This is a genomic window from Thioclava sp. ISO4 (assembly GCF_058105145.1).
Window position 1 is genome coordinate 2,530,044 of the sequence record NZ_CM176571.1, and the last position, 25,728, is coordinate 2,555,771.

Consider the following 25,728-nt stretch of genomic DNA (forward strand, 5'->3'; position numbering starts at 1 on the left):
TCAGTCCTTTGACAGCAAATTGCGCGCGCCGCCGGAGATCAACAACGTGATTTCGGTAAGCGCGAGATAGGGGGAGGTGCCGGGCGGAAGCGCGACATAATGGGGCCGCCATTCGGGCCGGAATTTCTGTTTGAAACGGCGTAACCCCTCGAAGTTATAGAAACTTCCGCCATGACGATAGATCAGATTGCCAAGGCGGCTGGTCAGCCGCGCAGAGGCGCGATCCGGCAGCCCCGCGAGCGGTGCGAGGCCGAGGCTGAGCTCCGTCGCGCCGCGATCGCGCAGCGCCTCGATCAGGCCGACGAACAGGAATTGCATGACGCCGTCGGCCGCCTCCGGGCGATACCGCATCAGGTCGATCGCGAAATGCCGTGCGCCCGGCCCGCCCAGAAGGTTCGCGAAACCGAGTATCTCACCGCCGCGCCGGATCAGCGCGATCTCGCAATGGTTGAGGTAACGCGGATCGAAACGGCCGATGGAGAACCCTTTCTCGCGGCCTTTTTGGCCTGCCAGCCAGGCGTCGGAGACCTCCTGCAGCGTCGCGATCAGCTCGAGCGCGTGCGGCGGCGCGGCGATCTCGAGCGTGAAACCGTCGCGCAGGGCGCGGTTCTGCTCGGCCCGCATCGTTTTGAACTTCGGCCCCGAGAGGGAGAATTTCTGAAGATCGACCACGGCCTCTTCGCCGATCTTGTGCAGCGCATAGCCCATCTCGATCCAGAGCGGCAGGTTTGTCGTCGAGACCTCGTAGAAGACGGGGGTGAGCCCCTCGCTCACCGCGCGTTCGTGAAACTCCCACGCCAGTTGCCGCGCCGCCTCGGGCGGTCCGACGGGATCGCCGAGCACGACCCGCATCCCGCCGCGCTGCGCATACATCAGAAAGGCCGAGCGGTCGGGCGAGAACATCACGCATTTGTCGCCCGTCAGCGCGAACCAGCCCTGCGGCACGTCTTGGGCGGCAAGGATTTCGGCAACCGAGGCGTCCTGCTCGGGATCGGGGGAGAGCGCGAAGCGGCGCATCGGGCGCAGCGTCAGCCACAGAAGGAAGCCAAGGAGCAGCGCGCTGATCAGGAGCCCCGCCCGCAGCGCCCGCGGCGTCGGAGATTGGGCGGTGAAATCGAGCCAGAGCGCATTCGAATAGGGATGCGCCGCATAGGCGAGGAAGAAGAACACCGCTGCCGAGGCGACCATACCCGTGATCACCGCGAACCAGAGCGGCCCGTAGCCGCCTTCGGTGAGCGCCGCGCGGCGATGGAAGGCGCGGCGGAACGGCAGCAACACCACCGCGGCGAGCGACAGCACGACCGCGTTGTCGATGTCGAGATTGGCCGCCAGCACCGAGATCACACCCAGCATCAGACCGCCAAGCGCCAGCCAATAGGCGAGCCGCACCCGGCGCACCAAGCCATGCGAGAGCACGATCAGCAGGACACCGGTCAGCGCACAAAGCTGCGTGCCGCCCTCGGCCAGCATTGCCGTGATCAGCCCCGGCTCTCCGCCCTGACGGCCCAGCACCGGCATCAGCGCGACGATCACCATCCAGAAGCCGAGGCCCAGCACCGCGACCCCGGCGATCCGGGGGGCGAGCCCCTCGATGCCGCTGATCACCGGGCGCATCGGCTCTGATATTTCGCCGAAGACGCGGGTAGCCCAGCCGCCTGCGAGCCGCGCCTCGTTCAGCGAGACCACGACGAAGGCGATCACGAAGGGCAGCAGGAAATAGATCATGCGGAAGGCCAAAAGGCCGGCTGCCGCCTCGCCCAGGGGAACGCCCGCGGGCAGGGCGGCGATCACCACCGTCTCGAACACGCCGACGCCGCCGGGGACGTGGCTGAGGATGCCGACCATGCTCGCCGCGGCGTAGATCGCGACGAAACTTGCAAATGGCGGGGTGCCTGCGGGCATCAGCACCCAAAGCGCGCCCGCCGCCATGGTCGAGTCGAAGAGCGCCACACCGAGCTGGCCGATCAGGATGCGCGGCGCGGGCATCGCGATCTCGCGGTCGCGGATGCGCAGGGCGCGCCCGGTATAAGAGAGCCAGAAGGCCCCGCCCAGAAGCAGAGCCGTCGCCGCCAGCGCGCCCATACGGATCAGGGCCTCCGGCGCGGAGATGACGCCTGCGAGCGCTGCCGGATGCACGCAGAGCGCCAGCGCGCCCACCATCGTCAGCCCGAGCCCCATCGCCAGCGCGATATAGGACGACAGCGCCGCGACCTCGAAGGCGTTCAGACCGGCGGCGGAATAGATGCGGTAGCGCACGGCGCCGCCCGAGATCACGCTGATCCCGACCGTGTTGCCGAAGGCATAGCCCAGAAACCCGCCAAGCGCGACGGTGCGCAGCGGCAGCTGTTTGCCAAGGTAATGCAGCGCCCAGAAATCATAGCCCACCAGCGCCAGATAGCCCAAGGCGGTCGCGCCTACGGCCGCGCCGAGCGTGGGCCACGGCGTCGCCTTGATCTGCGCAATCACCTGATGGACGTCGATGCTCGCGAGAAGATGATGCAGCGCCCACAGCCCCATCAGGAACAGCACAAGTCCGAGCGCAATCGGCCAGAGAATCTTCACACGCGACTGGGGTGGGGCAGGTTGCGCCGGATCAGCGAGAGCCATCTTGTATTTCCACGTTTTTCCTATCTCTTGCGGGACAATCGCAGAAGGAATTTATGGCCTTGTTAAAATTCCGTGAGAAATCGTCCCGAACGCACCTTATCTGCCGAGACCGCGCGACTGGCCAGAGAGAGAACGCAGAAACACACGCGGCGCCGAGAGCAAACGCTCCCGACGCCGTCATGGGTCCGTGAGGCGGCGGCAGGTCCTGTTCTGGCCCTGTCCGCCGCGTTTTGGCGCGTCTTTCGGTCGTTAGAGCTTCACCCAGGCCGCGCCATTCGGGCCGAGCGACAGCGTGCCGTCTTCCAGCGTCGCGGCAAGGCAGGGCCCGACGAGCTCGCCATCAGCCTCGAGCGTCACCGGATCTGCGCCGAGATTGAAGTAGCAGGCGAATTTCACCGCGCCATCGTCGCGGATGAAGCCGAGTACCGGATCGGGCAGATCGAGGAAGGTGGACGTCCCCTCGCGCAGCACCGGGTTTTCCTTCCGGAAGGCCAGAACGCGGCGGTAATAGGCGAGAACCGAGCCCTCATCGGCCTCTTCCAGTGCAACGGCGCGCGCCGCTTGCGGCGGCTTCACCGGTAGCCACGGCTTGACCTTGGAGAAGCCCGCATGCGCGCTCTCGTCCCAGACCATCGGCGTGCGGCAACCGTCGCGCCCCTTGTTCTCGGGCCAGAAACGCAGACCGGGCGGGTCGGTCAGCTCGTGATATTCCATCTCGGTCTCGGTCTGGCCGAGTTCCTCGCCCTGATAGATCCCGATCGTGCCTTGGAAGGACGCGAGCATCGCGATGGCCAGCCGTGCGATGCTGTCCTCGGTGCCGTATTTCGCCCAGCGGGTGACATGGCGCTGCACGTCGTGGTTCGAGAAGGACCAGCTCGGCCAGCCGTCGGGCGCGCCCTTGTAGAAGCCCTCGATCTTGCCGCGGAAATGCGCGGGCGTGAATTTCGGGCCCAGCATATCGAAGCTGTAGGCCATGTGCAGACGATCGTCGCCGCGGGTGTATTCTTCCATGATGCCCAAGGCGCGGTGGGGCGCTTCGCCCACTTCGCCGATCAGCATGCGCGCCTCGTAGTCGTCCATCACCGCGCGCATCTTCTTGAGGAAGGGGATGTTCTCGGGGCGGTTCTTGTCGAACTCGTGGTCCTGCATGTCGTAGGTCGAGACCGGCGGCCAGCGCTCGGGATCGGGGTCCATCGCCGGGTTGTCGCGCAGCTCGGGGTCGTGGAAGTAGTAGTTCACCGTATCGAGGCGGAAGCCATCGACCCCGCGATCCAGCCAGAAGCGGAACACGTCGAGCAATTCTTCCTGCACCTCGGGATTGTGCAGGTTCAGGTCGGGCTGCTCGATCAGGAAGTTGTGCAGGTAATACTGGCCGCGCTCGGGGGCGTATTCCCACGACGAGCCGCCGAACACCGCCTGCCAGTTATTGGGCGGGCTGCCATCGGGCTTGGGATCGGCCCAGACATACCAGTCCTTCTTCGCACCGCCTTTCTTGGCGTCCTTGAACCACGGATGCTGATCGGAGCTGTGCGAGATCACCTGATCGATCACGACTTTCAGGCCCAGCTCATGGGCGCGCGCCACCAGCGCGTCGAAATCCTCCAGCGTGCCGAATTGCGGATCGATGCCGCGATAATCGGAGACGTCATAGCCCATATCCGCCATCGGCGAGGTGAAGATCGGCGACAGCCAGATCGCATCGACGCCCAGCGAGGCGACATGATCGAGCCTGCGCGTGATCCCCTTCAGATCGCCGATCCCGTCGCCCGAGTCGTCTTGAAAGCTACGCGGATAAATCTGGTAGATAACCGCCCCGCGCCACCAATCCTTTGCCATGAATCGCTCCTCTTTCAGTTTCCTGTTGCCCGTTATCGCGGCAAGGATAGAATTGTTAGCGCAAACGGCAACCGCCGCTCGGGCCGTTTCTGCGCCTTCGCTTGACCTTGAGCAGGGGGCGGCTCATCAATCAATTGCTATCTGACGAGTTCCGGAGACCTCCCCCTTGAAAGACACCCAATTGCCCAGTGCCGAGACAGTTCGCGAAGAAATTTTGCACCACATCACTTTTTCGATGGGCAAGGATCCCGACCACGCCTCGGTCTATGACTGGCGCATGGCGCTGTCTCTGGCGATCCGCGACCGGGTCGTGGCGCCGTGGTTCGCAGCGACCCGGCGAACATGGGAAGAGGGGCGCAAGCGGGTCTATTATCTCTCGATGGAATTCCTGATCGGGCGGATGCTGGAGGATGCCGCGATCAACCTCGGTCTGCGCGCCACCTGCCGCGAGGCGATGGAAGGCTTGGGGCAGGACTGGGAGGCCGTGGTCGAGAACGAACCCGATGCCGCGCTCGGCAACGGTGGGCTAGGGCGGTTGGCCGCGTGCTACATGGAGAGCATGGCGACGCTGGGCTGCCCGGGCTACGGCTACGGCATCCGCTATGAACACGGCCTCTTCAAGCAGCGCTTCGAGGGCGGGCGTCAGGTGGAGACGCCTGAGGACTGGCTCAAGCAGCGCCACCCGTGGGAATTCGAGCGGCCCGAAGCCGCCTATGAGATCGGCTTCAAGGGGCATATCGAGACCGTGGACGGCAAGCCGCATTGGGTGCCGGGCGAGACGGTTCTGGCCGAAGCTTATGACATGCCGATCATCGGCTGGGAGGGCAAATGGGCGAACACGCTGCGTCTGTGGTCGGCCAAGCCCACCGAGCAGTTCGACCTCGCGCGGTTCAATCATGGCGATTACGCCGCCGCCGCCGAACCCGAGGCGCTGGCGCGCACGCTATCCCGCGTCCTTTATCCCGACGACACGACCTATGCGGGCAAGGAATTGCGCCTCAAGCAGGAGTATTTCCTGACCTCCGCCGCGCTGCAGGACATCATGCGCCGCCATCTGGCCGCTGGTCACACCATCGAAGAGTTGCCAGAGTTCGTCGCGATCCAGATGAACGACACGCATCCGGCGATCGCGGGCCCGGAGCTTATCCGTATCCTCACCGATCTGCATGACATGGAGTTCGACGCCGCGCTCGACATCACGATGCAATGTCTGGGCTACACCAATCACACACTGCTGCCCGAGGCGCTGGAGCGTTGGGCGACCTATCTGATGGGGACGGTGCTGCCGCGCCATATGCAGATCATCGAGAAGATCGATAGCTGGCACCGCCGCAAATTCCCCAAACGCGCGCATTATGTGGGGATCGTGAAGCATCAGGAGGTGCGGATGGGCGAGCTGGCCTTCATCACCTCGCATAAGGTGAACGGAGTCTCGGCGCTCCATACCGAGCTGATCAAGCGCAACCTGTTTCCCGAACTCGATCGGCTGCATCCGGGGCGCATCATCAACCAGACCAACGGGATCACGCCGCGCCGCTGGCTGCGCATGGCCAATGGCGAGCTGTCGCATCTGATCATCGACACGATCGGCGATGGCTGGGAGGCCGATCTCGACAAGCTGCGCGGACTGGAGGCTTACGCCGAGGATGCGAGCTTCCGCGACGCTTTCATGGCCGCGAAACGGCGCAACAAGGTGCATCTGGCGGATTGGGTGCGCGACACGCAAGGGATCACCCTCGACCCCGATGCGATTTTCGACATTCAGGTCAAGCGCATCCACGAATACAAGCGTCAGCTTCTCAACATCCTGCAGACAATCGCCGAATGGCACGCGATCCGCGAGAACCCGCAGGCCGATTTCCAGCCGCGCGTGAAGATCTTCGGCGGCAAGGCGGCGCCGGGCTATCACACGGCCAAGCAGATCATCCGGCTGATCAATGACGTGGCCGAAGTGGTCAATAACGACCCGTACGTCGATGGCCGTCTCAAGATCGTCTATCCGCCGAACTACAACGTCTCCATGGCCGAGCGGCTGATCCCGGCGGCGGACCTGTCAGAGCAGATCTCGACCGCGGGCAAGGAAGCCTCCGGCACCGGCAACATGAAGTTCGCTTTGAACGGCGCGCTGACCATCGGCACGCTCGATGGCGCGAATGTGGAAATTCGTGAACAGGTGGGCGCGGAGAACTTCTTCCTCTTCGGCATGACCGCCGACGAGGTGATGGAGCGCCGCCGCGATCCCGAACATGCGCGCCACGCGATCCTTGCAAGCCAGCCTTTGCAGGACGTGCTGCAGATGATCGCCGAGGGACGTTTTTCTCCTGAGGAACCAGAACGCTATCACGATCTTGTTCACAATATGTGGCATAGCGATTATTTCCTCGTCGCTTCCGATTTCGAGGCCTACGCGGCGGCCCAGAAAGAGGTGGACACGGCCTTCGCCGATCGCGCAGGCTGGGCGAAGATGGCTGTTTTGAACACCGCGCGGATGGGGTTCTTCTCCTCCGACCGGGCGATCAAGGGCTACATGGACGAGATCTGGACCACGCAATCGGCCCTGTGAACCAAGGAGCGCTATGACACTTTCCCGCGACGAGGCCGAAGCGCTTATCCACGCGCAACATCCCGACCCGTTTCCCCTGCTGGGGCTGCATGACGGGAAAATCGTGGCGTTGGTGCCCGGCGCAGAAGAGGTCTGGGCGCTTGGCAAGACAGAGGTCGCGCTGGAACCCGTCGTGCCGGGGATATTCACCGGAAAATGGACCGAGGAAACCTACCGCCTGCGCGCGCGGCACGATCAGACGACATGGGATTTCGACGACCCTTACGGCTTCGCGCCGGTGCTGGGTGCGATCGACGAATACCTGATCGGGGAGGGGACGCATACGCGGCTCTGGGAGAAACTCGGCGCCCATGTGATCACCCATCAGGACGTCGAAGGCGTGCATTTCGCGGTCTGGGCGCCCAATGCGCGCCGCGTCTCGGTCGTGGGCGATTTCAACTTCTGGGACGGCCGCCGCCACCAGATGCGCCGGATCGGCGCGTCCGGCGTGTGGGAGATTTTCGTCCCCGGCATCCATGCAGGCGCGCTTTACAAATACGAGCTGCTCGACGCGGAGGGCACGGTGCTGCCGCTTAAGGCCGACCCGGTCGGTTTCGGTGCAGAGCACCCGCCCGCGCAGGCCTCGGTCGTGCGCAAGCTCGGGCGGCATCGCTTCGGCGACAGCGCATGGTGTCAGACCCGCGCCGAGGCGCAGGAACGCCACGCGCCGATCTCGGTCTACGAGGTGCATCTCGGGAGTTGGATGCGGGTCTGGGACGAGGGGGGCAGGCCGCTCTCCTATCACGAACTGGCCGAGAAACTGGTCGATTACGTCTGTGATATGGGCTTCACCCATATCGAGCTGCTTCCCATTACCGAGCACCCGTTCGACGGCTCCTGGGGCTACCAGCCGATCGGGCTTTACGCGCCCACGATCCGCCACGGCCGCCCCGAGGAATTCGCGGAATTCGTGGATGCGGCGCATCGGCGGGGCCTCGGTGTGATCCTCGACTGGGTGCCGGGGCATTTCCCGACCGACGATCACGGGCTGAGACATTTCGACGGCACGGCGCTTTACGAGCATGCCGACCCGAAAGAGGGCTTCCATCAGGACTGGAACACGCTGATCTACAATTACGGGCGGCGTGAGGTCTCGAATTACCTGCTGGCCAATGCGCTGTTCTGGCTGGAGGAATATCACCTCGACGGGCTGCGCGTGGATGCGGTGGCCTCGATGCTCTACCGCGACTATTCGCGCGCCGCGGGCGAATGGGTGCCCAACAAATATGGCGGGCGCGAAAACCTCGAAGCGATCGAGTTCCTGCAAAACATGAACGCGGCCTCTTACGGCGGGGCGGAGGGCATCATGACTGTGGCGGAGGAAAGCACTGCCTATCCCGGTGTCACGCGCCCCGTGCATGAGGATGGCTTGGGCTTCGGCTACAAGTGGAACATGGGCTGGATGAATGACAGCTTGCGCTATTTCGCGCGCGATCCGCTCTATCGGAAGTTCCACCATAACGAGCTGACCTTCGCGAGCTCCTACATTTACAGCGAGAATTTCATCCTGCCGATCAGCCATGACGAGGTGGTGCACGGCAAGGGCTCGATGCTGGGCAAGATGCCCGGCAACGACCCCGAGAAATACGCCAATCTGCGCGCCTTCTACGCGTTCCAATGGGCGCATCCGGGCAAGAAGCTTCTCTTCATGGGGCAGGAATTCGGCCAATGGTCGGAATGGAGCCATGAGCGCGAGCTGGACTGGTATCTGCTCGACGATCCGCGCCACGACGGGCTGCGCGCGCTGGTGCGCGACCTCAACCGGCTCTATCGCGAGACGCCCGCGCTGCATTGGGGCGATTGCGAGCCGGACGGGTTTGAATGGATCGCCGCCGACGATTCCGAGGCCTCGGTCTTCATCTTCGAGCGCCGCGCGCCCGATGCCGATCCGGTCGTGGTGGTCGCAAACCTGACCCCGGTCGAGCACAGCTACCGCATCGGCCTGCCGGAGGACGGCGAGTGGTGCGAGATACTCAACACGGATTCCGGTTTCTACGGCGGCGAGAACCGCGGCAATCTCGGTGCGATCCAAGCCGAAGACCACGCGCAGGGCCGCTGCGCCCAGAGCGCGGAGGTCTATCTGCCGCCGCTCTCAGTCGTGATGTTCACGCCCGCATAAGCGATGCCCAGAGGAGGGGGAGGATTATGAAACCACAGCCCAACACACGCCTCAGCGCACAGGCCATGGCCTTCGTTCTGGCGGGCGGCCGCGGCAGCCGCCTGAAGGAACTGACCGACCGGCGCGCGAAACCGGCCGTCTATTTCGGCGGCAAGACCCGGATCATCGACTTCGCCCTATCGAACGCGCTCAATTCCGGCATCCGCAAGATGGCGATCGCCACGCAATACAAGGCCCATTCGCTGATCCGGCACGTCCAGCGCGGCTGGAACTTCTTCCGCGCGGAGCGGAACGAATATCTCGACATCCTGCCTGCGAGCCAACGCGTGGCCGACAGCCGCTGGTATGCAGGCACCGCCGATGCGGTGGCGCAGAACATTGATATTATTGAAGATTACGGGGTGAAATACGTCATCATCCTTGCCGGCGACCACATCTACAAGATGGATTACGAGGTGATGCTGCGCCAGCATGTCGAGACCAAGGCCGATGTCACCATCGGCTGTCTGACCGTGCCGCGGATGGAAGCGACCGCCTTTGGCGTGATGGATATCGACAAGACCGGCCAGATCACCGATTTCCTCGAAAAACCCGCCGATCCGCCCGGGATGCCCGGCGATCCCGAGCACGCGCTGGCCTCGATGGGGATCTATGTCTTCGACTGGCAATTCCTGCGCGAATTGCTGATCCGCGACATGGAAGACCCGAATTCGAGCCATGATTTCGGCCATGACCTGATCCCGCAGATCGTCAAACACGGCAAGGCGATGGCGCATAAGTTCTCGGATAGCTGCGTGACGACGGGACTGGAAACCGAGCCGTACTGGCGCGACGTGGGCACGGTGGATGCCTTCTGGCAGGCCAATATCGACCTGACCGATTTCACGCCGAAGCTGGATCTCTATGACACCGAATGGCCGATCTGGACCTATGCCGAGATCGTGCCGCCCGCGAAATTCATCCATGACGAGGATGGTAGACGCGGCTCGGCAATCTCCTCGCTGGTCTCGGGCGATTGCATCGTCTCGGGCGCGGAGGTGCGCAACTCGCTGCTCTATACCGGCGTGCGCGCGCATAGTTTCGCGAGCCTGGAGGAGGCCGTCGTGCTGCCATACGTCGATATCGGGCGGCATGCGCGGCTGAGCCAATGCGTGATCGACCGCGGCGTGTATATTCCCGAAGGGCTCATCGTGGGCGAAGACCCGGAGGAGGACGAGAAGTGGTTCCGCCGGTCGGAAGGCGGCGTCGTGCTGATCACGCAGACGATGCTCGACAAACGCGCGGCGGCATTGGACTAACGGGGTCAGAGAGCGGGGCGCTGCCCCGCACCCCGGGATATTTGGAAAGAGCGAAGATATGAAACGCGTTCTCTCGGTGGCCTCGGAAGCGGTCCCACTGATCAAGACGGGCGGCCTCGCGGATGTGGCGGGCGCCTTGCCAGCCGCGCTCAAAAGGCAGGGCTGGGAGATGCGGGTGATGATCCCGGCCTATCGCGGGATTCTGAAAAAGCTGAAATCGCCGAAACCGGTATGGGAAAGCGAGAGCCTCTATGGCGGCCCGGCGCGGCTGGTGCTGGGCAAAGCGGGCGGCATGGAAGTGCTGGCGCTGCAGGCCGACCACCTGTTCGACCGCGACGGGGGCCCGTATTCGCAAGACGGGCGCGACTATGCCGACAATGCCGAACGCTTCGCCGCGCTCAGTTTCGTCGCCGCCGAGATCGCGCGCGAGGGCGCGGGCAAATGGCAGCCCGATCTGGTGCATTGCCACGATTGGCAGACCGGGCTCGTGCCTTGGTATCTGCGCGGCACTGGCATTCCGACCGTGATGACGATCCACAACATCGCGTTTCAGGGCCGGTTCGGCCGCGACAAGCTGGCGGCGCTCGGGCTGCAGACCTGGGACTTCACCCGCGAGGGTGTGGAATTCTGGGGCGATATCTCGACGCTGAAAGCCGGGCTGATCGCGGCGAGCGCAATCACCACGGTCAGCCCGCGCTATGCCGACGAGCTGATGCGGGGCGAGTTCGGCATGGGGTTGGAAGGTGTCATCCAGGCGCGTGCGGGTGATCTGCACGGAATTCTCAACGGCATCGATCTGGATGTCTGGAACCCCGAGACCGATCCGGAAGTGACGTCTTTCTCGGCGGCGAAACCCGGCGGAAAATCGAAGAACCGCAAAGCCTTGGAGGCCGAATTTGATCTCGATGTGCCGGGACCGCTGGCGATCCTGATCTCGCGGCTGACCCCGCAGAAGGGCATCGACCTGATCGCTCCGACGCTCGGGCCCTATCTGGAGGCGGGCGGCGGTCTTGCGGTGCTGGGATCGGGCGATGGCTGGGCGGAAGACGCGATGCGCGACCTTGCCGCGCGTCACCCCGGCCGGGTCGGCGTGAAGATCGGCTATGACGAGGCGCTGAGCCATCGGATGTATGCGGGCGGCGATGCGGTGCTGGTACCCTCGCGCTTCGAGCCCTGCGGACTGACCCAGCTCTACGGGCTGCGCTATGGGTGCCTGCCGGTGGTCTCCGCCGTGGGCGGCCTGGCCGACACGGTGGTGGGCGCGACGCCCGCGACCGAGGCCGCAGGCGCATCGACCGGGATCGTCTTCCATCCCGTCGACGATCTCGCGCTGCGGCAGGCGCTGATGAAGCTGATCGCGCTTTACGGTGACGCCAAGGGCTGGGCCGCGATGCAGCGCCGGGCGATGAAGACCGATTGGGGCTGGGACGGATCGGCAGCACGCTACGCCGCGCTCTATGACGCGCTTCTCGCCCGATGAAGATAAGCCCGGGCAAAGCGGACCCGCTGGGCGCCACGCCCTGCGAGGATGGCGTGAATTTCGCGCTGGCCTCGGCCTATGCCGAGCGGGTGGAACTGTGCCTGTTCACCAAGTCTGGCGAGCAGCGGATCGACCTGCCGGGGCGCACCGGGCCGACCTGGCATGGCTTTGTCGCGGGGCTCAAGCCCGGCGCGCGCTATGGCTACCGGGTGCATGGGCCCTGGGCGCCCGAAGCAGGCCATCGGTTCAACGCGGTGAAGCTGCTGATCGACCCGTATGCGCGCGAGATCGACTCGAAGATCAGCTGGCAAGCCCCCATGCAATATGGGAAATCCAAGCCGGACCGGCGCAATAGCGCGAGCGTCACGCCGAAATCCGTCGTGGCCGAGATCGCGCGGCCCGAATGGGATCGGCCGCAGCATAGCTGGTCGGAGACGGTCATTTACGAGGCCCATCCCAAAGGGCTGACGATGACCCATCCGGAGGTGCCCGAAGCCTTGCGCGGCACTTGGACGGGGCTCGCCTCCGATCCGATCCTGTCGCATCTCACCGATCTCGGGATCACCGCGATCGAACTGCTGCCCAGCTGCGCCTTTCTCGATGACCGCTTCCTCGTCGAGAAGGGCTTGAGCAACTACTGGGGCTACCAACCCATTGCCAATTTCGCGCCGGAGCCGCGCTATTCCGGTGCCGATCCGCGCGGCGAATTCCGCGAGATGGTGCGGCGCTTCCATAGCGCCGGGATCGAGGTGATCCTCGACGTCGTCTACAACCACACGGGCGAGGGCAACGCGATCGGTCCGATGCTGAGCCTGCGCGGGATCGACAATGCGAGCTATTACCGCCTGACGCCCGACGGCGCCTATATCGACGAAACCGGGACCGGCAATACGCTGGACCTGTCGAACCCGCTCTGTCTGCGGCTCGTGATGGATTGCCTGCGCCATTGGGTCGAGGAGATGGGCGTCGATGGCTTCCGCTTCGATCTGGCCGCGACACTGGCGCGCGGCACCTCGGGCGCCGTCGAGGCGCATGCGCAGTTCCTCACTGCGATCGAGCAGGATCCGGTGCTGCGGGGGGTGAAGCTGATCGCGGAGCCCTGGGATATCGGGCCGGGCGGTTATTTCCTGGGCGGCTTCCCGTATCCGTTCACCGAATGGAACGACCGTTTCCGCGACGATGCGCGCCGGTTCTGGCGCGGTGACCGGGGCATGGCGGGCGATCTGGCGCGGCGCGTGGCGGGCTCGGCGGAGATCTTCGACCAGATGGGACGGCCCGCGACGGCCTCGGTGAATTTCATCACCGCCCATGACGGTTTCACATTGCAAGACCTTGTTTCCTATGGCGAAAAGCAGAACCTCGCGAATGGCGAGGAAAACCGAGACGGCCATGACGCGAATTTTTCGGAGGCGCTGGAGAGCGTCGAGGCGCAGGCCCTGCGTAAACGCGCGCTGCTTGCGACATTGCTGATGAGCCAGGGCGTGCCGATGCTTCTGGCCGGCGACGAGATCGGCAATTCGCAGGGCGGCAACAACAACGCCTATGCGCAGGATAACGAGATCGGCTGGGTCGATTGGAGCGCGCCTGACGACACTTTAAAAACCTTCGTCAAGCATCTGATCCAGATACGAAAAGATCACCGCGTCCTGCGACAAAACCGCTATCTGCACTCGCTGATCCGCAAGCAGGACGGGATGCGCGATCTGATCTGGCGGCTTGCCTCCGGCGAGGAACCCGAGCCGCATGATTGGAACGACCCCGAGCTGCGCTGCATCGGCGTCGAAATCCGCGGCGCCGCCGAAGGTCCCGCGGGCGAGGCCGGCAGCGAAGCCGTCTACGTGATCCTCAACGCAGGACCAGAACAGCACATCACATTGCCGCCGGGGCGCTGGACGCGCACGCTCGATTCCGCCTTGCCCGGACGGGAAGCGGAACAAATCGACGGCCCCGAGGCTTGCCTTGCCGCACAATCCGTTCAAGTCTTTACCCGCGCCACAGTGCAGGAGAAATCATGACCCGCCACGCGACCCAGCCCATCGACGGCCAGAAACCCGGCACCTCGGGGCTGCGCAAGAAAACCCGCGTTTTCATGCAGCCAAGCTACCTCGAGAATTTCGTGCAATCGACCTTCGACGCGATCGGCGGCGTGCGCGGCAAGACCTTGGTTCTCGGTGGGGATGGACGGTATTTCGGACGCGAAGCGGCAAGCACGATCCTGAAAATGGCGGCCGCCAACGGGGCCGCGCGGGTGATCGTGGGGCAGGGTGCGTGGCTGTCCACGCCCGCCGCGTCGAACCTGATCCGGCAGCGTCAGGCGGATGGCGGGATCATCCTCTCGGCCAGTCACAATCCGGGCGGCCCGGACGAGGATTTCGGCGTCAAATACAACTCCGCGAATGGCGGGCCTGCGCCGGAATCGATCACCTCGGCGATCCACAAACGCACGCAGGAGATCCGTGAATATCATCTTCTGGATACAGCAGATCCCGATCTGGACAGCCTTGGCGAGACGCCGCTTGGAGAGATGACCGTCGAAGTCGTCGACCCGGTGAGCGCCTATGCCGACCTGATGGAAACGATATTCGATTTCAACGCGTTGCGGGATGTTTTTAAAGCGGGTTTCCGGATGCGGATGGACTCGATGTGCGCCATCACCGGACCTTACGCGGTGGAGATTTTCGAGAACCGCCTCGGCGCGCCGGCAGGGACCGTCACGCATGGCACGCCGCTGCCGGATTTCGGCGGCATGCATCCCGATCCGAACCCGACCTGGGCGCATGAGCTGATGGACGAGATGAAGGGCGAAAACGCCCCGGATCTCGGTGCGGCCTCGGATGGCGACGGCGACCGGAACATGATCCTGGGCGCGGGCACCTATGTCTCGCCGTCGGACAGCCTCGCGGTGCTGGCCGCGAACGCGCATCTCGTGCCGGGTTACAAGGACGGGCTGAAGGGCGTCGCGCGCTCGATGCCGACCTCGGCGGCGGCGGATCGGGTGGCCGAGGCGCTTGGTCTCGATTGCTACGAGACGCCGACGGGTTGGAAGTTCTTCGGCAATCTGATGGATGCGGGGCGCGTGTCGCTCTGTGGCGAGGAGAGCTTCGGCACGGGCTCCGACCATGTGCGCGAGAAGGACGGGCTCTGGGCGGTGCTCATGTGGCTCAACATCCTTGCCGTGCGCAAGATGTCGGTGGCCGAAATCATGGCCGATCACTTCGCGCGCTACGGTCGTAACTACTATTCGCGCCACGATTACGAGGCGCTGCCGACCGAGCAGGCAGAGGCGATGCTGGACGATCTCCGCGCTCGCCTCGGAGAGCTGAAAGGGACGCAGGTCGAAGGGCTTACGGTCGAAAGCTCAGACGAGTTTTCCTATGCCGATCCGGTCGATGGCTCGGTCGCGGAAGGTCAGGGTTTCCGTATTCTGTTCGAAGGCGGTTCGCGTGTCGTGCTGCGTCTGTCGGGCACGGGCACCGAGGGCGCGACGCTGCGCGTGTATCTCGAGCGCTATGCGCCGGGACCGGATGGGCTGGACCATGATCCGCAGGAGGCGCTGGCACCGATCATCCGGGCGACAGAGGCGCTGGTGGGCGTCCGCGAACGCACGGGGCGCGAGAAACCCGACGTCATCACCTGATCCCGTCAGGCGGTAAATCCAGCCGCAAAACAAAGCCGGGGGGCTGAAATCGCCCCCCGTTTTCACACCAGCGTTATACCGATAATCGGTATTTCTAAAAACGCGAGCAGCCACAGGTTTCCTGAATGTTCCCGACCGACACACCAAGTAGCTACCACACAACCGAGTGTGCCAGTCGGGATTTGGGCCGGGTGGTGACACGCTTTCGCGGAAATCCGACCTTTTGCCAGTTTGCCCCGATTCGGGGCCGTTTGAAATAGTGGTTTTCCCGGAGGAGTGGTGACCAAGGGGAAAGGGCGTGTCCATCGGTCGCGCCTGCAATGATCCAGCAGGGGCCTTTTGGCGTGTTTTCCCCCTGCTGGGCATTGCGAATTTCACCCTTCACCACGAGGGAAAACAGCCAATGCATAGCAAAATCGGAGAAATGCAGCGCCACAAGGCTCTGTCAGAAAAGCGCGCCCAGGTGATCTTTACCGGGCGCACGCTCGATCCGTCCATTCCTGAATTTGAAGTCGTGCGCGATCCGGTGCGTGCCCGCTGGTCTGTTCGCGATCCGCGCGGCCGAGTGATCGGACGGATGAACGATGCGGGATGCGACGACGCGGGCCGCGATCTGTTCAATCTGATCTATTGGCGCTCTGGCGTGCCGGTTCTTCTCGCCTGCGTGGAAATGCAGCCCGATCTTTTCGCGGTCCATCTGCGTGCTGAGGATCAAGCCTGTCTGCCGGGCGTCGTGACTGACCTGGGGGTGATGTGATGCCGACGTTTGAATATCGGTATTCCTTCACCAAAGAAGGATCGAGCGGCGGCGGCACGTCCAGGACGTTGCGCGAGGCAATCCGCGTGAGTTCGGTGGTTTGCAAAAAGGGGCTCATTTATGGCGGCGTCACCATCGAGGTAACGCGGATAGACGGGAGCGAGAGGCTCCTGGTCTATCGGTCGGAAACCTACGGCTTGCGGGAGGGCGAATAATGGCCCGGAAGTTCGGAAAAGTCACCGCCACGCTCGATCAGTCAAAGCGCTGGAAATCCCTACCCGATGATCGCTGCCGCCTGGCCTATACCTGGCTCCTCTGGTGCCGCCACGGCAACGGCATCGGGATTTTCCAAATGCCCGCCATGTATCTCGCCTTCGCGCTCTGTGAGGGCGATCTGGACGACGCAGAGCGCATCCTTGACGCGCTCGACCGGGCCGACCTGATCGACCGCGCGCCCGACGACGTGGTGCGCATCTGTCAGTGGTTCTCGAAAGAGCATAGCCCGCGCAACCCGTCCATCGCGATTGCGGTGCTCAAGCAGTTTCAGGATCGCGCGCAGATCGCGGACAGCGCGGCCCGCACGCGGTCCTTCCTGGACTTCGCCTATCAGGTGTTTGCCAAGGCGTCGGCCTGGGAAGACAGCCGGGTGTTTTCGGCGCTCATGCAGGACTTGCCGAAGGAAATGCAGCGCGAGTTCGACCGGGTGCCGCACCTGGTTGAAGATGCACTTACAAACCTCGGACTTAAAAGGGAAAATCCGGTTTGGAGCATGGTGTGGGACATGATGCCAGCACCATGCGAACAAGAAAGAGAACGAGAACGAGAACGAAAAGGAGAACCGAGAGGAGAGAACCCAGAACAAGAACACAGAACACAGAACCTAGAAGGAGAACCGAGAACCGAGAACGGAGAACCGAGAGCCGACCCGCAAGAGATCATCCGTCAGTTATCGGACAAGAAACGGGCGGAACAGGAACGCGGGGCCGCGCTAGCCGCGCGGCAACGGGGATAAAGCGCCCAGGATCGACCTGGGGAGAGAGCCCAGACCGGGCATTGCAGAGAAAATGGAGAGAGTGATGAACGACACCACCCAGACGACGACCGAGGCGCAGACCGCGACCGAGGCAGGGGAGACGACCGAGGAAATCAGGGACTGCACGTTTTTGGCGAAGACCCACGCCGAGAACGCAGAAACGATTGCCCAGAAGGTGCATGACGGGAAACTCCCGGCGCGGAGTGCTGCCGCAGCCCTGGCAACGACCGTGATTGAATTGTCGATTGCCGTTAGTGCGCTGGCCGAAGAACTGGAAGCGCGCGGCGAATGATCCTCGGGCGCGGCGGGGGATCGCTGCGCCTGTCCTATCGAAAGGTGAGAGAATGAAATCGAGCGACGATATCGGGGCGATGGATGCCCGCAAGACGATCCGCGAACAGGTGGCCGATGTGCGCGCCGATCTGCACGACATCGACAAGCTGCCCTGGCTGCAAAAGGCGTCTGCGCTGCCGAAGATCGCGGGGCGGCTGATCGACCTTCTGGAAGACATGGCCGCGCGGCTGGAAGATCAGGAAGGGGGAGCGAAATGAGCGGTCTTGAAATCGGCCAGACCCGTTGCCCTGGCTGCGGAATGCAGATCACGGTGCGCGAGGACAAGCATGGAAAGGGATATGCAACCTGCCCATTTTCCGATCAGGAGAGTTTAAAGCCCTGCTATACGAAGGTGTTTTTCGGCTATCCGGCGACCGAGAAAATCAAGGCGAAGACCGCGCGTGCGGCGGGCGATCCTCTTAAAAGGAAATCGACCGGCGACGACAGTGTGACCGGCTCGGACAAGGGGGGCGATGATGGCCTTATCTTCTAAGACAGAGCAGACGACCGAGGCCGATCCGGTCGAGGTTGACCAGGTGACGGATGCGCCCGAAGACCAGGGCGACGACTACGTGCCGAAGGCGGAAACCTGGGAACCGGCGGAAATCGAGATGGGATCGGCGGCGTCGGGGGTGCAGCGCATCCACCTGGAGCCGACCGACGAAGACCAGGAGGGCGAGGAGGGTGCGCCCGCAAAACAGCCTATTGGGCGCGACGAGTTCACCCAGCTTTTCCTCGGATCGTTCGGCGCGCCGAAACTGATGCTGGGGCCGGATTGGGAACCCTTCGACATTCAACCGGGCGAGCAGGACGCGGCGGTCACAACCGCGCATCTGACCTATGATTGGCTCGCGAAAATGGGCTGGCTGCCACGCGAGGGAATGCTGGGGATCGAGGCCGGGATCGCGCTGATGTTCGTCCTGGGCAAAGTCCAGATCGCGGGTGCGATCCTGGCAAAATCGAAAGCGGCCAAGCGCGCCCAGGGCGTGCAGCCAGTGACCGAATCGGAAACAGAGGGCGGCGGGGCCGGGGGCCTGGATTGGATGCCGACCGAAGGGGGGATGCAATGAGCGTCAAACATGTGCCGCGCGTCGGCGTCTGGGGCCGATCCGGCTCAGGCAAATCGTCTTTCGTCAAGCAGCAGGTCGCACCGAAAAAGCGTGTCCTGGTCTTCGATCCGCTGGGCGAATACGGGGCCGAAGGGATGCAGGAAATCCGCCATGTTGCGCCGCGCGATCTGGGCAAGGTGAAACGGGCGATGCTCGACAACTGGTCGGGGTTTCGCATCGCCTACGTGCCGCCTGCCGGGAAGGAAATCGAGGCGCTCGATAAACTGGCCTGGATGCTGGTGGAGCTGCAAGACGAAGTGCCGAAAGACAAACGCCGCTTGCTCACGCTGGTAGTCGAGGAAATGAATATCAGTTTCCCGCTCAATGGCGGGCCTGAGAAATGCCCAGGCTTTGCCGAATTGTGTTCGCGCGGGCGGCATCGGGCAATTTCCCTGGTGGGCGTCTCGCAGCGGATCGCGGAAGTCTCAACCCGGTTTCGCGGCAATAACAACATGACGGTGATTTTCGCCCAGCAGGGCAAGCGCGACCGCGAAACGGCGGCGTCGGAAATCGACGTTGACCTGGATAAAATCCAGGCGCTGAACGATCTGGATTACCTGGTCGAGAAAGACCGAAAGATCGCGGCGAAAAAAATCAAATTTTAGGCGGTGTCTTAAATAGATCAGTTTAAGAGCAGCGATGCGACAGGCCCCCCGTGGGCCTGTTTTTTTATGCCCATGAAACCGAAAGCCATTCTTCAACAAGTGGTCATTGGCATCGCCGTTGCGCTGATCGCAGAGGCGATCCGCGAACACTTGCGCAGGCCGGTTTCCTCTTCCCCCTCAAACCAAGGAACATGGGTATGAATAAATCGACGCTCAAAACCGGCCTGGTCGTCGTCACCTCGGTGATGATCGCGGGCTTCCTGATGAACCAGCTTCGCGGCAACGCGATGGTCGATCAGGCGCGCGGCGGCTTCAACAACTGATCGGGAGCCACACATGACGCGCAGTCTCAAGAAAATGCCGACCCCGCTGGGGATCGGCGCAGGCCAAACGGCAACGGTAAACCTGCCGCTGGGCCTGACCTATGAGCGGCTTTATATCCGCTGCAACGCACAGATTGGCGGGAGCGCAAAAGACCTCGCTGCCGCCGATTGGGATACCGTCTTTGGCGATATGCGGGTGATGGTCAACGGGGATGCCCAGATCACGGCCAGCGCCGCGCAACTGGTCGCGCTGAATCAGTATTACGGCCAGACCCTGCAAGCGGGCGCGTTGCCCATCTTCTTCTCGCGTCCCTGGATGCGCACGCCGGTGGGCGAGGATCAATCGGGCTATGGCACGGTTGGCATGGCGACCTTCTCGCTCGAAATGGACGTGAAAGCGGGCCAGACGATCAACTCGCTGGAAGTCTATGCCTCGCAATCAAAGGCGACCGCCTGGGGCTCGCATCTGCGTATCCAGCGCTACACGCGCCAGCAGGGCGTGACCGGCACCGCCGAGATTGCCGACATCGTGCGCGGCAATTACGCGATGTATGCGATGCATGTGGATACCGACCAGATCGGCACCGCCGAAATTCTGGCCGACAACCGCAAGATCATGGAAAGCGACAAGGCCATTCGCGCCGCGCATTATGCCGTGGTCGACCGCGCACCGCAGACCGGCTTTACCCATCTCGATTTCGTGGGCGAGGACCGGCTGGCCGAAGCGCTGCCGATGAACGTGCAGGATTTCCGGCTCAAGCTGGATTTCGCGGCCACCGGGAATTTCAACATTCTCGCGGAAAGCCTGGTAGGCGCGAACTGATCCTCCCCCTGGCGCGGCCTCTCGGGGCCGCGCCGCTCTGATCCATAGGAGTTCTCAAAATGCCCGATACCTGGGCCGTGCCTGGCTACGGCGTCCCGACGCAACAACATGCAAATGTGTCCTTCTCGGGCGTGGCTGATCCGCTCCCGGTGGGCGGTCACAACGTGCCCGTGTCCTATTCCAATCAACCTCCCGTTTCGGCATCGGATTTCTTCGGCCTGGGCCAGTTCGGCGGCGCGCTGTTTTCGCTCTCGGGCAAGCCGCAGGGCAGCAGCGGAGGCGGGGCAACCCCGCTCCTCCATCCCGGCCAACAGCTTGTGCCGACCTCGCAGGTCAACGGCCAGGCGGGATATGTGTCTTCGCAGCCCAACGCGCTGGCCTCCATTCTGGCGTGGATCGGGGCGAAGAACGACAATGCCGACCCGACCGTGCAAAAAGCCTCCTGGGGCAGCGCGCCGCAGCCCTCGGGCTTTGCGGCGATGATGCCCGCCCTGCTGATCGGCGGCGGCGTGCTGGTGGCCTATCTCGCCTTCAAGAAGTGAGGCGCGATCATGCCTGATACTCCCGGCCTTTCCATCCCGCTTTCGGTCTCCTCCGGCCCGGCTGTCTCTGGGGGTAATCCCCAAGCCGGTCCCGGCACGACGGGGGCCTTCAACGTCTATACCGGAGGCAACCGCTCGGCGCTGCAAAGCCTCGCGCCCTGGTTTCCGATCCTGGCACTGGGGGCGGCATGGCTGATCTGGAACCGGAAATGATGTTGGAGCCTGCCGCCTGGTCTTCGGACCTGGCGGCGATGCTCTCGCAGATCGGCGGGGCGCATCGCCACCTCGCCGCCTGGGAAACCATGATTGAGGACGGATCGGCGCAGGCGCTTTACCTGGTGCGATCACGCAAGCGCATCGGCGCGCTGATCTGGGCGCACCAGGAAGACGCAGACGGGCTGGCCCTGGTGATCCATGCGATCTGGGCCGCGCCACAGCGCGATTGCGACGTAACGGCGATCATTGACCAGGTGTTTGCCTTCCTGGGCGGCAATGCAGGCGCCAAGCGCCTGCGGTTCTGGACTGAGCGCGACGGGCTGGTACGCAAGGCGCAGGCCCTGGGCTATCGCCGGTCCTATGTGATGGAAAAGGATATCTGATGGGTTCGCATTCGTCTTCGGCACAGCAAACGACCAACAGCACAACCGACAAGCGCCAGGTGGCCGACAATGGCGGGATCACGGCGCAGGATGTTGGCACGCTCGACGCGGGCAAGACCGACCAGACCGTGAGCGCAAACGGCCTGGGCGTCTCGAACGGCTCGGGCGTCATCAATCTCGACGTTGTGCCGGGATCGGCTTTTGATCTGGCGGCGCACGCGCTCGACACGACCGCCGCAACGCTGGGCGAAGCGCTGAAAACCACGCAGGCCAATTCCGCGCAGGTGCTGGCGACGACCCAGGCCAATGCGCGCACCGACAGCAACCAGATCGCACAGCAGATCATCAAGATCGGCTTGCCGGTGGTCGCGCTCATGTTCGTGATGAAAGGGAAATGACGATGCAGACCCAATCCAACAGCGGCAACATTGCCGATTTCCTCGCCGCGATCGCGCAGGGCATGGGGGCCAATCTCGGCCCGCCGCAAATCCAGGGCCAGCAGGTCCAGACGCAGCCCATCATCATCACGCCGCAGTCGCAGAATACCAATCCTGCGCCGACGTCCGATCTGCAATCCATCGCCGTGCTGATGATCGGCGCGGTCCTTCTCGCGGGGGTGCTGAAATGAGCCGGATCAACTACGCGACGCTTGATTATACGATTGGCGCGGGCGAGACGATTTCGATCTATCGCCAGGCGGATTTCGTGGCCTGTCTCGCGGCCTCGGACAAGTTTCGGATTTCCTTCGATGACGGATCGGAAAGCGATTTCGAGGCCGGTCTGACCTATGAACCGGGCGAGGGGTTTTCGCGCCTGACGATGCGCAACCCGAATGCCAGCGCGATCACGGTGCAGCTTGGCATCGGCGCGGGCGCGATCCGCGACGGGCGGGTAACGATCAATGCGGGCGTCACGCTCCCGGTGCGCGAGGGCGCGCCGGATGTGTTACAAAAAATCTATAAGAATATTCCGCAAAATTCACCGATACTTTTTGCACCAGCAAATCCGTTGCGCAAAGAGATCATTGTGCAAAATGCATCTGGCGCGACGTGTTTTTTAAGCGGAGATAATGGAAATTTATCTGGAATTGTCTTGAAAACAGATTCTTCTATTACTCTGAACACCACAGCAGACATTTATGTGTCGCAAAGTTTGGCTCCCGGTGGGCTCAATGTTCGTGGCCTAGAAATCTCTTGGAGCGCGTAAGATGAGCTATATCACCCCTGCGCCCTACAAGCTGACCGACGCCGAAATTGCCTCGGTCCTGTCCAACAATACCGTCAGCGCGAACCTGACCGACGCGGGCATTGCCGCCGTTCTATCCTCGGCCACGGTCGGCGCGGCTGTTGCCGGTCTGGCCTTTGGCGATATCGGATCAACAGCCTTCCTGCGCTCCAATGCGACCACGCGCGAGCCGGGAACTGTCGTTGCCGGAAGTTCGCTTAAATTCGCGGGCTATCAGGGGGCCGCTGGAGGAGCAGGTTATTCGGCATTCTCTAGCACGAATATTCCCGCTGGGAGTTGGATGCTGATCGGCGCAAATGACAATTCCTATTCAAATAACCATTCCGTCTGGAGGCGCATCGCATAATGGCTTGGACAAATACCATCATCACTGACCCGTCCGGCTTTGCCGTGGCCGTCATTCCGTGGCAAAGCCCGGTATGGGCCGATCAGGCGCAAACTACGATCACGATCACCCGGCATCATCCGGTTTACGGGGCCATTCCGTTCACCGTGGACCCTGCCGATCAGGGCGCGGGCTTCGACACACAGCAGCTTTTCGATGCGATCAAGGCGGCGGATGCGGCGGGAACTGTCAGCATCGGCGCGTGGGTCGATCCGGGCGCGGTGTAAATGAGCGGGCGCGACCTCCTTGGCCTCGCGGCCCTGGGCGGCGCGGGGTTCGCCGCCTGGCGGCTCTGGAAAGCCCAGGGCGGGACCGGGGCGGGCCAGGGAATACCGCAGGTGGTCCCGGTGAGCTACATCGACACAGCAAAGCGAAATGCCCTCACAGCGCCGCAGAGCGGGCGGGGGGGCGCAAATGGAGGAATTGACGCCATGGGGGTCTTCTCAAGCCTTCTCGGCCTTCTGACGCGCGCACAGGGCGGCGCAGGCCAATCACAACCGGACCAGGGCGGGCTTTCCGCCCAGGCCGGGCCGCTCGGGACCAGTGCCGGGATCGGCGGCATGGGCGGGGCCAGCACCCAGCCCGGCAATCTCGGTTCGCTCCTGGACGTGATCGCCCAGGGCGAGGGGGCCGGTTACGATACGGTCTATGGCGGCTCGAAAGTGACGCCGCCGCGCCCGCTCTCGTCCATGACGGTCGCCCAGGTGATGGACTGGCAACGCCGCAGCGTGAAAGCGGGCAGCCGGTCGAGCGCCGCGGGGCGCTATCAGATCATCAACCCGACCCTGAAAACCCTGGTCGCCCAGGGCGTCGTGTCGCCCAATGATCGGTTTGACCAGGCAACCCAGGATCGCGCTGCCCAGGCGCTCCTGGATCAACGGGGCCTGCGGTCCTACCAGGCGGGCAACCTGTCTGCCGATGCGTTTGCGAATAATCTCGCGAAGGAATGGGCCTCGCTTCCGGTCGTCACCGGCGACAAGGCGGGCCTCAGCTACTACCACGGCGACGGGCTGAACAAGGCGCGCGTGAGCGTGGACACGATCAAGGGTGCGTTGCGCCAGGTTTAACGAAAGGGAACAGGACATGCCGATTGTGCCGATCTTGTGGATCATTGGCGGGGCCGTAGGGATCGGCGCGCTTTGGGAAGCGGGCGATGCCGCGCAGAAATCGCAAAAGCTGGTCAAGTGGGCGGTGATCGGGGGCGGGCTTTATGTCGGCTACCAGGTCGCGCGCAAGAACGGGCTGGCAAAATGACAGACATGATTTCGACCGCGTTTCAGTTCGTCCAGGTGAGCGTGCTCACTGGCATTTTCTTCCGCCTGGGATCGCTCACCGCCGCCCATAAGGGCTTTGCGGATCGCATCGAGCGGATCGAGCACCGGATTTTCGGGGGGGCAAGCTGATGTGGTGGGCTGATCTGGTGGGCATGATTATGCCCGCAATCGAGAAAGCGCTGCCCGACAAGGCGGCACAGGACAAGGCGAAAGCGGCGCTGACAGAGGCGCTGTTGACCAATGCCCAGCAGATCGAGCAGGCACGGGCGAAGATCGTCACCACGGAAGCGGCCAGCGGCGGCTGGCTTACGCGCTCCTGGCGCCCGATTGCGATGCTGAATTTCCTGGCGCTCCTGGATGCCTATTGGTTTGGCCTCGCGCCCGATTACCTGGTGCAATCGCCCGATCTGGTGGGCAAGCTGTTCACGCTCCTCACCGTCGGGATCGGCGGCTATATCGGTGGGCGCTCGGTCGAAAAAGCAAGCGGCCAGGTGGCCCGGCTTCTCGGCCAGGGCAAAGCCTAGGCCCGCAGCGCCTCAGCCACGATCCGGGTAATCGAGCGCTCCGACAGGCCAAACCGCTTGGCCAGTGCCGCATTGCTCCACCCGCGCCCGGCCAGGCGCAAAATCTCCCGATTGCGCGCCGCGCGATCCGCTTTGTCTGAGCGGTCGCGGGCGTGCTTTTGCCAGTGCATCACAGATTCGACGGGCAGGGCGCGCGCCTGGGCGATCCGGATCGCGGCCGTTTTCGGATCGATTCCATCGCGTTCCAGGCGCAATGCCGCCGTGCCGGCCTGGCGCAATTCCGAGATCCGAGACCGCGCCCGATGCTTGCGCACCTTGGCATCGACGGATTGCTGGATCTGACGCCGCAGGATCGCGGCGGCGCGCTCCAATTCCGCGATCGCCTGGCGCATCGCGCGCAGATCATCGCGATCTATATCTTGTGGTCGATCATCGGAACGTGACGGAAAGGGCGCAATTTCGGCTTCTTCTAGGGTAGACATTATTTTTTTCGCCGTGTTGGACAGATTCGACGCACGCATAGCGCATTTTTCCCTTGCAATAAGGGCGTGTCACGTCATTGTCAGCCTCACCACACAACCGATAATCGGTATTATG

At 63.2% G+C, this 25,728-nt stretch carries 31 protein-coding genes; 28 read left to right on the forward strand and 3 right to left on the reverse strand.

The window, feature by feature from the left end:
- On the reverse strand, positions 1-2,607 hold the full coding sequence (mprF, locus tag AC2TZ7_RS12425; RefSeq protein ID WP_489864469.1) for a bifunctional lysylphosphatidylglycerol flippase/synthetase MprF: 2,607 nt from the start codon (positions 2,605-2,607) through the stop codon (positions 1-3).
- A gap of 249 nt (positions 2,608-2,856) precedes the next feature.
- On the reverse strand, positions 2,857-4,443 hold the full coding sequence (locus AC2TZ7_RS12430; protein WP_489864470.1) for an alpha-amylase family glycosyl hydrolase: 1,587 nt from the start codon (positions 4,441-4,443) through the stop codon (positions 2,857-2,859).
- Between the two features lie 166 nt (positions 4,444-4,609).
- Between AC2TZ7_RS12430 and AC2TZ7_RS12435 the strand changes: the two genes are divergently transcribed.
- The 28 genes from AC2TZ7_RS12435 (at position 4,610) to AC2TZ7_RS12570 (ending at position 25,131) form a co-directional block, all read left to right on the forward strand.
- Positions 4,610-7,006 carry a glycogen/starch/alpha-glucan phosphorylase gene (locus AC2TZ7_RS12435; protein WP_489864471.1) on the forward strand — a complete coding sequence of 799 codons (2,397 nt, stop codon included), beginning with the start codon at positions 4,610-4,612 and terminating at the stop codon, positions 7,004-7,006.
- Between the two features lie 13 nt (positions 7,007-7,019).
- On the forward strand, positions 7,020-9,164 hold the full coding sequence (gene glgB, locus AC2TZ7_RS12440) for a 1,4-alpha-glucan branching protein GlgB (RefSeq protein ID WP_489864472.1): 2,145 nt from the start codon (positions 7,020-7,022) through the stop codon (positions 9,162-9,164).
- Between the two features lie 26 nt (positions 9,165-9,190).
- Complete coding sequence (gene glgC / locus AC2TZ7_RS12445; protein ID WP_489864473.1) at positions 9,191-10,462, forward strand: glucose-1-phosphate adenylyltransferase; 1,272 nt, start codon at positions 9,191-9,193, stop codon at positions 10,460-10,462.
- A 58-nt stretch (positions 10,463-10,520) separates the two neighbouring features.
- Positions 10,521-11,942 (forward strand): glycogen synthase GlgA, encoded by a 1,422-nt coding sequence (gene glgA, locus AC2TZ7_RS12450; protein WP_489864474.1) that lies wholly within the window; start codon positions 10,521-10,523, stop codon positions 11,940-11,942.
- Entirely contained in the window at positions 11,939-13,957 is a 2,019-nt protein-coding gene (gene glgX / locus AC2TZ7_RS12455) for a glycogen debranching protein GlgX (protein ID WP_489864475.1), read from the forward strand. Before glgA ends, glgX begins: the two co-directional genes overlap by 4 nt.
- Complete coding sequence (locus tag AC2TZ7_RS12460; protein WP_489864476.1) at positions 13,954-15,579, forward strand: alpha-D-glucose phosphate-specific phosphoglucomutase; 1,626 nt, start codon at positions 13,954-13,956, stop codon at positions 15,577-15,579. The genes glgX and AC2TZ7_RS12460 overlap by 4 nt, the downstream gene beginning before the upstream one ends.
- A gap of 298 nt (positions 15,580-15,877) precedes the next feature.
- The gene (locus tag AC2TZ7_RS12465; protein WP_489864477.1) at positions 15,878-16,336 is read left to right on the forward strand and encodes a hypothetical protein; all 459 of its coding nucleotides are present in this window, start codon (positions 15,878-15,880) and stop codon (positions 16,334-16,336) included.
- Complete coding sequence (locus AC2TZ7_RS12470; RefSeq protein WP_489864478.1) at positions 16,336-16,551, forward strand: hypothetical protein; 216 nt, start codon at positions 16,336-16,338, stop codon at positions 16,549-16,551. The genes AC2TZ7_RS12465 and AC2TZ7_RS12470 overlap by 1 nt, the downstream gene beginning before the upstream one ends.
- The gene (locus AC2TZ7_RS12475) at positions 16,551-17,348 is read left to right on the forward strand and encodes a hypothetical protein (protein ID WP_489864479.1); all 798 of its coding nucleotides are present in this window, start codon (positions 16,551-16,553) and stop codon (positions 17,346-17,348) included. Before AC2TZ7_RS12470 ends, AC2TZ7_RS12475 begins: the two co-directional genes overlap by 1 nt.
- A 64-nt stretch (positions 17,349-17,412) precedes the next feature.
- The gene (locus AC2TZ7_RS12480) at positions 17,413-17,661 is read left to right on the forward strand and encodes a hypothetical protein (protein WP_489864480.1); all 249 of its coding nucleotides are present in this window, start codon (positions 17,413-17,415) and stop codon (positions 17,659-17,661) included.
- A gap of 52 nt (positions 17,662-17,713) precedes the next feature.
- On the forward strand, positions 17,714-17,920 hold the full coding sequence (locus tag AC2TZ7_RS12485) for a hypothetical protein (protein ID WP_489864481.1): 207 nt from the start codon (positions 17,714-17,716) through the stop codon (positions 17,918-17,920).
- On the forward strand, positions 17,917-18,195 hold the full coding sequence (locus tag AC2TZ7_RS12490; RefSeq protein WP_489864482.1) for a hypothetical protein: 279 nt from the start codon (positions 17,917-17,919) through the stop codon (positions 18,193-18,195). Before AC2TZ7_RS12485 ends, AC2TZ7_RS12490 begins: the two co-directional genes overlap by 4 nt.
- On the forward strand, positions 18,179-18,772 hold the full coding sequence (locus AC2TZ7_RS12495) for a hypothetical protein (RefSeq protein ID WP_489864483.1): 594 nt from the start codon (positions 18,179-18,181) through the stop codon (positions 18,770-18,772). Before AC2TZ7_RS12490 ends, AC2TZ7_RS12495 begins: the two co-directional genes overlap by 17 nt.
- Entirely contained in the window at positions 18,742-19,416 is a 675-nt protein-coding gene (locus AC2TZ7_RS12500; protein WP_489864484.1) for a helicase HerA domain-containing protein, read from the forward strand. The genes AC2TZ7_RS12495 and AC2TZ7_RS12500 overlap by 31 nt, the downstream gene beginning before the upstream one ends.
- A 197-nt stretch (positions 19,417-19,613) precedes the next feature.
- Positions 19,614-19,739 (forward strand): hypothetical protein, encoded by a 126-nt coding sequence (locus AC2TZ7_RS12505; RefSeq protein WP_489864485.1) that lies wholly within the window; start codon positions 19,614-19,616, stop codon positions 19,737-19,739.
- Between the two features lie 13 nt (positions 19,740-19,752).
- On the forward strand, positions 19,753-20,562 hold the full coding sequence (locus AC2TZ7_RS12510; protein WP_489864486.1) for a major capsid protein P2: 810 nt from the start codon (positions 19,753-19,755) through the stop codon (positions 20,560-20,562).
- 59 nt (positions 20,563-20,621) lie between these two features.
- The gene (locus AC2TZ7_RS12515; protein ID WP_489864487.1) at positions 20,622-21,104 is read left to right on the forward strand and encodes a hypothetical protein; all 483 of its coding nucleotides are present in this window, start codon (positions 20,622-20,624) and stop codon (positions 21,102-21,104) included.
- A 9-nt stretch (positions 21,105-21,113) separates the two neighbouring features.
- A complete protein-coding gene (locus tag AC2TZ7_RS12520; protein WP_489864488.1) occupies positions 21,114-21,317 on the forward strand; it encodes a hypothetical protein in 204 nt (67 codons plus the stop codon).
- Positions 21,293-21,703, forward strand: a complete 411-nt coding sequence (locus AC2TZ7_RS12525) for a hypothetical protein (RefSeq protein WP_489864489.1) — start codon at positions 21,293-21,295, stop codon at positions 21,701-21,703. The genes AC2TZ7_RS12520 and AC2TZ7_RS12525 overlap by 25 nt, the downstream gene beginning before the upstream one ends.
- Positions 21,703-22,101, forward strand: coding sequence for a hypothetical protein (locus AC2TZ7_RS12530; RefSeq protein ID WP_489864490.1), 399 nt, complete (start codon positions 21,703-21,705; stop codon positions 22,099-22,101). The genes AC2TZ7_RS12525 and AC2TZ7_RS12530 overlap by 1 nt, the downstream gene beginning before the upstream one ends.
- Positions 22,098-22,331, forward strand: a complete 234-nt coding sequence (locus tag AC2TZ7_RS12535; RefSeq protein WP_489864491.1) for a hypothetical protein — start codon at positions 22,098-22,100, stop codon at positions 22,329-22,331. Before AC2TZ7_RS12530 ends, AC2TZ7_RS12535 begins: the two co-directional genes overlap by 4 nt.
- Positions 22,328-22,909 (forward strand): hypothetical protein, encoded by a 582-nt coding sequence (locus AC2TZ7_RS12540; RefSeq protein ID WP_489864492.1) that lies wholly within the window; start codon positions 22,328-22,330, stop codon positions 22,907-22,909. Before AC2TZ7_RS12535 ends, AC2TZ7_RS12540 begins: the two co-directional genes overlap by 4 nt.
- 1 nt (position 22,910) lies before the next feature.
- Complete coding sequence (locus tag AC2TZ7_RS12545) at positions 22,911-23,294, forward strand: hypothetical protein (RefSeq protein WP_489864493.1); 384 nt, start codon at positions 22,911-22,913, stop codon at positions 23,292-23,294.
- On the forward strand, positions 23,294-23,560 hold the full coding sequence (locus AC2TZ7_RS12550) for a hypothetical protein (RefSeq protein WP_489864494.1): 267 nt from the start codon (positions 23,294-23,296) through the stop codon (positions 23,558-23,560). The genes AC2TZ7_RS12545 and AC2TZ7_RS12550 overlap by 1 nt, the downstream gene beginning before the upstream one ends.
- A gap of 120 nt (positions 23,561-23,680) precedes the next feature.
- Complete coding sequence (locus tag AC2TZ7_RS12555) at positions 23,681-24,400, forward strand: lysozyme family protein (RefSeq protein WP_489864495.1); 720 nt, start codon at positions 23,681-23,683, stop codon at positions 24,398-24,400.
- A 16-nt stretch (positions 24,401-24,416) separates the two neighbouring features.
- Entirely contained in the window at positions 24,417-24,587 is a 171-nt protein-coding gene (locus tag AC2TZ7_RS12560) for a hypothetical protein (protein WP_489864496.1), read from the forward strand.
- Positions 24,584-24,736 carry a hypothetical protein gene (locus tag AC2TZ7_RS12565; protein WP_489864497.1) on the forward strand — a complete coding sequence of 51 codons (153 nt, stop codon included), beginning with the start codon at positions 24,584-24,586 and terminating at the stop codon, positions 24,734-24,736. The genes AC2TZ7_RS12560 and AC2TZ7_RS12565 overlap by 4 nt, the downstream gene beginning before the upstream one ends.
- The gene (locus AC2TZ7_RS12570; RefSeq protein WP_489864498.1) at positions 24,736-25,131 is read left to right on the forward strand and encodes a 3TM-type holin; all 396 of its coding nucleotides are present in this window, start codon (positions 24,736-24,738) and stop codon (positions 25,129-25,131) included. The genes AC2TZ7_RS12565 and AC2TZ7_RS12570 overlap by 1 nt, the downstream gene beginning before the upstream one ends.
- Here AC2TZ7_RS12570 and AC2TZ7_RS12575 read toward each other — a convergent pair.
- Positions 25,128-25,652 carry a hypothetical protein gene (locus tag AC2TZ7_RS12575; protein ID WP_489864499.1) on the reverse strand — a complete coding sequence of 175 codons (525 nt, stop codon included), beginning with the start codon at positions 25,650-25,652 and terminating at the stop codon, positions 25,128-25,130. The two genes, AC2TZ7_RS12570 and AC2TZ7_RS12575, sit on opposite strands and share 4 nt — an antisense overlap.
- Positions 25,653-25,728 lie beyond the last annotated feature (76 nt).

Coding starts and splice junctions, on each gene's coding strand:
- glgA (WP_489864474.1), top strand. CDS start 10,521: ATGAAACGCGTTCTCTCGGTGGCCTCGGAAGCGGTCCCACTGATCAAG.
- AC2TZ7_RS12545 (WP_489864493.1), top strand. CDS start 22,911: ATGAGCTATATCACCCCTGCGCCCTACAAGCTGACCGACGCCGAAATT.
- AC2TZ7_RS12495 (WP_489864483.1), top strand. CDS start 18,179: ATGGCCTTATCTTCTAAGACAGAGCAGACGACCGAGGCCGATCCGGTC.
- glgC (WP_489864473.1), top strand. CDS start 9,191: ATGAAACCACAGCCCAACACACGCCTCAGCGCACAGGCCATGGCCTTC.
- AC2TZ7_RS12535 (WP_489864491.1), top strand. CDS start 22,098: ATGACGATGCAGACCCAATCCAACAGCGGCAACATTGCCGATTTCCTC.
- AC2TZ7_RS12540 (WP_489864492.1), top strand. CDS start 22,328: ATGAGCCGGATCAACTACGCGACGCTTGATTATACGATTGGCGCGGGC.
- AC2TZ7_RS12560 (WP_489864496.1), top strand. CDS start 24,417: ATGCCGATTGTGCCGATCTTGTGGATCATTGGCGGGGCCGTAGGGATC.
- AC2TZ7_RS12520 (WP_489864488.1), top strand. CDS start 21,114: ATGCCTGATACTCCCGGCCTTTCCATCCCGCTTTCGGTCTCCTCCGGC.
- glgX (WP_489864475.1), top strand. CDS start 11,939: ATGAAGATAAGCCCGGGCAAAGCGGACCCGCTGGGCGCCACGCCCTGC.
- AC2TZ7_RS12510 (WP_489864486.1), top strand. CDS start 19,753: ATGACGCGCAGTCTCAAGAAAATGCCGACCCCGCTGGGGATCGGCGCA.
- mprF (WP_489864469.1), bottom strand. CDS start 2,607: ATGGCTCTCGCTGATCCGGCGCAACCTGCCCCACCCCAGTCGCGTGTG.
- AC2TZ7_RS12570 (WP_489864498.1), top strand. CDS start 24,736: ATGTGGTGGGCTGATCTGGTGGGCATGATTATGCCCGCAATCGAGAAA.
- AC2TZ7_RS12515 (WP_489864487.1), top strand. CDS start 20,622: ATGCCCGATACCTGGGCCGTGCCTGGCTACGGCGTCCCGACGCAACAA.
- AC2TZ7_RS12460 (WP_489864476.1), top strand. CDS start 13,954: ATGACCCGCCACGCGACCCAGCCCATCGACGGCCAGAAACCCGGCACC.
- AC2TZ7_RS12575 (WP_489864499.1), bottom strand. CDS start 25,652: ATGCGTGCGTCGAATCTGTCCAACACGGCGAAAAAAATAATGTCTACC.
- AC2TZ7_RS12430 (WP_489864470.1), bottom strand. CDS start 4,443: ATGGCAAAGGATTGGTGGCGCGGGGCGGTTATCTACCAGATTTATCCG.
- AC2TZ7_RS12490 (WP_489864482.1), top strand. CDS start 17,917: ATGAGCGGTCTTGAAATCGGCCAGACCCGTTGCCCTGGCTGCGGAATG.
- AC2TZ7_RS12530 (WP_489864490.1), top strand. CDS start 21,703: ATGGGTTCGCATTCGTCTTCGGCACAGCAAACGACCAACAGCACAACC.
- AC2TZ7_RS12550 (WP_489864494.1), top strand. CDS start 23,294: ATGGCTTGGACAAATACCATCATCACTGACCCGTCCGGCTTTGCCGTG.
- AC2TZ7_RS12505 (WP_489864485.1), top strand. CDS start 19,614: ATGAATAAATCGACGCTCAAAACCGGCCTGGTCGTCGTCACCTCGGTG.
- AC2TZ7_RS12565 (WP_489864497.1), top strand. CDS start 24,584: ATGACAGACATGATTTCGACCGCGTTTCAGTTCGTCCAGGTGAGCGTG.
- AC2TZ7_RS12475 (WP_489864479.1), top strand. CDS start 16,551: ATGGCCCGGAAGTTCGGAAAAGTCACCGCCACGCTCGATCAGTCAAAG.
- AC2TZ7_RS12470 (WP_489864478.1), top strand. CDS start 16,336: ATGCCGACGTTTGAATATCGGTATTCCTTCACCAAAGAAGGATCGAGC.
- AC2TZ7_RS12485 (WP_489864481.1), top strand. CDS start 17,714: ATGAAATCGAGCGACGATATCGGGGCGATGGATGCCCGCAAGACGATC.
- glgB (WP_489864472.1), top strand. CDS start 7,020: ATGACACTTTCCCGCGACGAGGCCGAAGCGCTTATCCACGCGCAACAT.
- AC2TZ7_RS12525 (WP_489864489.1), top strand. CDS start 21,293: ATGGCTGATCTGGAACCGGAAATGATGTTGGAGCCTGCCGCCTGGTCT.
- AC2TZ7_RS12480 (WP_489864480.1), top strand. CDS start 17,413: ATGAACGACACCACCCAGACGACGACCGAGGCGCAGACCGCGACCGAG.